2 protein-coding genes are annotated in these 3,213 nt (G+C 67.4%); both read right to left on the bottom strand.

Annotated features, from left to right (window positions below; all coding sequences use genetic code 11):
• Positions 1–33: 33 nt before the first annotated feature.
• Positions 34–2,022, bottom strand: coding sequence for a tyrosine-type recombinase/integrase (locus tag AWC08_RS24315; RefSeq protein ID WP_142283785.1), 1,989 nt, complete (start codon positions 2,020–2,022; stop codon positions 34–36).
• Positions 2,019–3,083 (bottom strand): tyrosine-type recombinase/integrase, encoded by a 1,065-nt coding sequence (locus AWC08_RS24310; RefSeq protein WP_069435145.1) that lies wholly within the window; start codon positions 3,081–3,083, stop codon positions 2,019–2,021. The genes AWC08_RS24315 and AWC08_RS24310 overlap by 4 nt, the downstream gene beginning before the upstream one ends.
• Positions 3,084–3,213 lie beyond the last annotated feature (130 nt).

The raw sequence follows: 3,213 nt of genomic DNA, 5'->3' as shown, positions 1-3,213 counted from the left end.
TACGCCACCATTAACCGGCCCTCATGGCTGGAGTCAAGAAGGCAGGTCGGTCGAGGGGTCGCGGCGTAGGCGTTGAAGGTGTTGATCGAGGCTGGCCGCGACACGCTGGTGCCGGGCGGCTTCGTCGTGCCAGCCGCGGGCTTGGGCGTCGGCCTGCAGGGCGCGGATGTCGTTGAGTTGCGCATTGATCGTCGAGGTTCCCGCCGGGTCGGGGACGAAAAAGTCGCACTGTTCGCAGATATTGGCGTAGGGGCAAGGCCCGGCGGCTTGGGGGCGCGCGCAGAAGCCGTGCGCGAGTCGGGTTTTGAGCATCTCGGCGTGCAGCCAAGCGACTTTGTCCGGTATCGGCGGTGCGGCGTTGACGGCGGTCAGTGGGAGCAGTTGTCCGGCGCGGACCTTGTCCATCGCCACCTGGTAGGCACTGCGGATGGTAGGCGTGGCGAGTTTGGCGTAGCGTAGCGTCATCTCGGGCGTGACGTGACCCATGAGCGCCATCAGCGCGGGTAACCCGATGCCGCCATTGATCAGGCTGGTGCCGAAGGTATGCCTTAGCTGGTGTGGGGTGACGTGCAGCAGCTTTCCGTCGCGGCCGCGCAACTCGGCGGCGGCGACCGCGTCAATCAGGCCCTTGCGCAGCCGGAATGACGTTGGGCGGCAACCGTGCTCGACGAACAGGAACTCAGTTAGCCGACCGCCGCGGGGGTGGGGCAATGCGCGCTGGCGGCCCCGCTGGGTGATCCAGGCGTCGATCATCTGCACGATGTCCGGATCCAGCGGCACCATGCGTTCAGAGTTGAGCTTGCCGACCGGAACCCGTAGCCAGGTGCCATGCCCGGCGAAGTCCAGTAGGCAGTCCAGTTCCAAGTCGAGCAGTTCGCCGATGCGCATGCCGGTGGCTCGTAACAGCAGCAGGCCGGTACGCACGAGTGCGTCATCGAGGTTGGCGACGGCGGCCATCAGCGCACGGTCGGTGTCTGGGGTCAGTGCCCGGGGCAGCGCGTCGGGGGTGCGTGGGATGTCGGCGTAGAACAGCAGCCGCCGCGGCGGGGCTGATGGCCAGCCCCAGCCGGCGATGTCTTCGAAAAAGCAGCGCAGATCGACCACGTCTTGGTGGAACACGACCACGCCGATGGTGCGGTGCTCGCGGTTCTTGCCGCGCCACGGCCGGGTCCGTGCCCATGCCAGGTAGGGCTCAATGTGGCGGGTCCGTTCGATCTCCTCCAGTCGGGTCACCTCGGGGTGGTGCTCAGCGAGGTAGTCGAAGAACACCCGCAACGCCTTGGTCCGCCCGACCACTGTGTAGGGGCGCAGCGTGGTAGTGATCGTCTGCACGTAGCGGACGACCTCGACACGGATCAGTGGCTGGCGGACACCGGCGGCGTGCACGGGTGGCCCGACCGCCACCGGGCCGCTTTGCCGCGGCGGGGTGGTCAGGCTACCGAGCTGGTAGCAGGCCTGCTGCAAGCCGAACAGGCGGGTGCGGGCGTGGTGACGCGCCGAAACCGACAGCGCGGCCAATCCATCCAGTTGTCCAAGCACAGCGGCGAAGTCGTCCTCGGTCAGCTCCCGGACTCGCTTTCCCGCGTGCAGGCAGATCGTCGAGGCGGCCAGCAGCCCGACCTGCCGCCGCCAGTTGCTGCTCCAGCCCAGCACCGCAGCGGCTTCGGCGACCGCGGCCACGTTGTCCGGCTCGTGGGCGGCCCACTCCACCGGCAACCCACATCCGCCGGGTTTGGCCAACAACAACTCCACATCCGGGACCAAGTGCCGCTGCACGAAACACCACGAGATGAACGGCCAAGCTTTCAGCCGGTGCAAGTCGGTCAGCCGGGCCGGAGTGGGCCGACGCATCCACACTGCCAGATCGGGAAAGCGCTGCACGAAACGTCGTGCACTGCGATGCCGCGCGGACCGCTCACTCGCGCACAGCCGCATCGTGTCGACCTGCGCATCATAGGCGGCGATCAGCTCGGCTGCGCTGCGCACCGGTGCGCTATCAGCCGCAATGACCGCGACACTCACCACGGCGATTCCCTCCGCGCGGCGCTGTACTCGGCGGCCAGAGTCTCAGCCGACAGATGTACGTACTTTCCCGTCGTCTCGGGGCTGGCGTGCCCCATCAAATCCCGCAGCACCAGCAGATCGATCCCGGCCGCGGCCAATTGTGTGCCGTAGGTGTGCCGCAGCCGGTGAGGGCGCACCCGGGCCGCGCCCGAGCGAGCGCGGTGGGTGCGAAAGATCCGACGCATCCCCGCCTCAGTCAACGGCTGTCCTGCGGTCGGCCCGCGCAACACGACAAAGCACTGCTCGGTCGCGCAATCAGCTGGCCGCTCAAGCCGCAGATACGCAGCCAGTTCAGCGAAAAACGGCCGGTCCACCGGCACCACCCGTTCCCGGCTGCCCTTGCCGACTACCCGCACCTGCCGGCGCCCGACGTCCACCTCAGCCAACAGCAAACCGCGGACCTCGGCGGCACGTAATCCGCCCAGCAGCATCAGCAGCACCATCGCGCGGTCACGGTGGGAGGCCAGGTCGCTCAGGAATGCCTCAATCTCGGCCAGCTCAAGGCTTTCCGGCAGTAGCCGCTGCTGGCGCACCAGTCGCCCGCCCGGCCTTGAGTGGCGAGCCGGGATATGCCCCAGCATGCCCCTCCGCGCCCGAAGCCCACTGGTGCGTCGTGGCGCCGGCACCGGACTTTTCACCACCACGCCGGTGATCACCGCGAACTCAAACAGCCCCCGCACCGCAGCGATCCTCCGGTTCTGTGTTGCCGGGGCGGCACCCCGCCGCTCGGACAACCGCACCACCGTCGAACCCGCAGTGCGCTTGGGCTGAATCTGCCAGTCCAGATAGTCGAACAAGTCGCTCGGCCGCACCTGGGCCAGACCAACGCCCTGCCCAGCGAGGAACCGCAGGAAATTCAACGCGTCATACGCATATGCGCGCCGCGTAGCCCGGGCGAAGTTCCTGCCCTTCAGGTGTGCCAGAAAACGGTTCACCAGCTCGAGGTCGTCGTGCTGCCCACCGGCGACATCACCGGCAACGAAGAAGACATCTCCATCGCCAGCTACCCGAAGCCCCATCGGCACCTCCAACAGCCGAAGCCACCGACCTCCAGTGTCAGCACCCCGACGCCTTGCTGGTGGGACCCCGCACACACCGAGCGTGTCGCCCCGATGAGGGCCGGTTAACGGATAACCTGATGGCCATCAC

The organism is Mycobacterium gordonae (assembly GCF_002101675.1).
Taxonomy (GTDB): Bacteria; Actinomycetota; Actinomycetes; order Mycobacteriales; family Mycobacteriaceae; genus Mycobacterium; species Mycobacterium gordonae.
This window is presented reverse-complemented; position numbering and strand designations above follow the sequence as displayed.

Coding starts and splice junctions, on each gene's coding strand:
- AWC08_RS24310 (WP_069435145.1), bottom strand. CDS start 3,083: ATGGGGCTTCGGGTAGCTGGCGATGGAGATGTCTTCTTCGTTGCCGGT.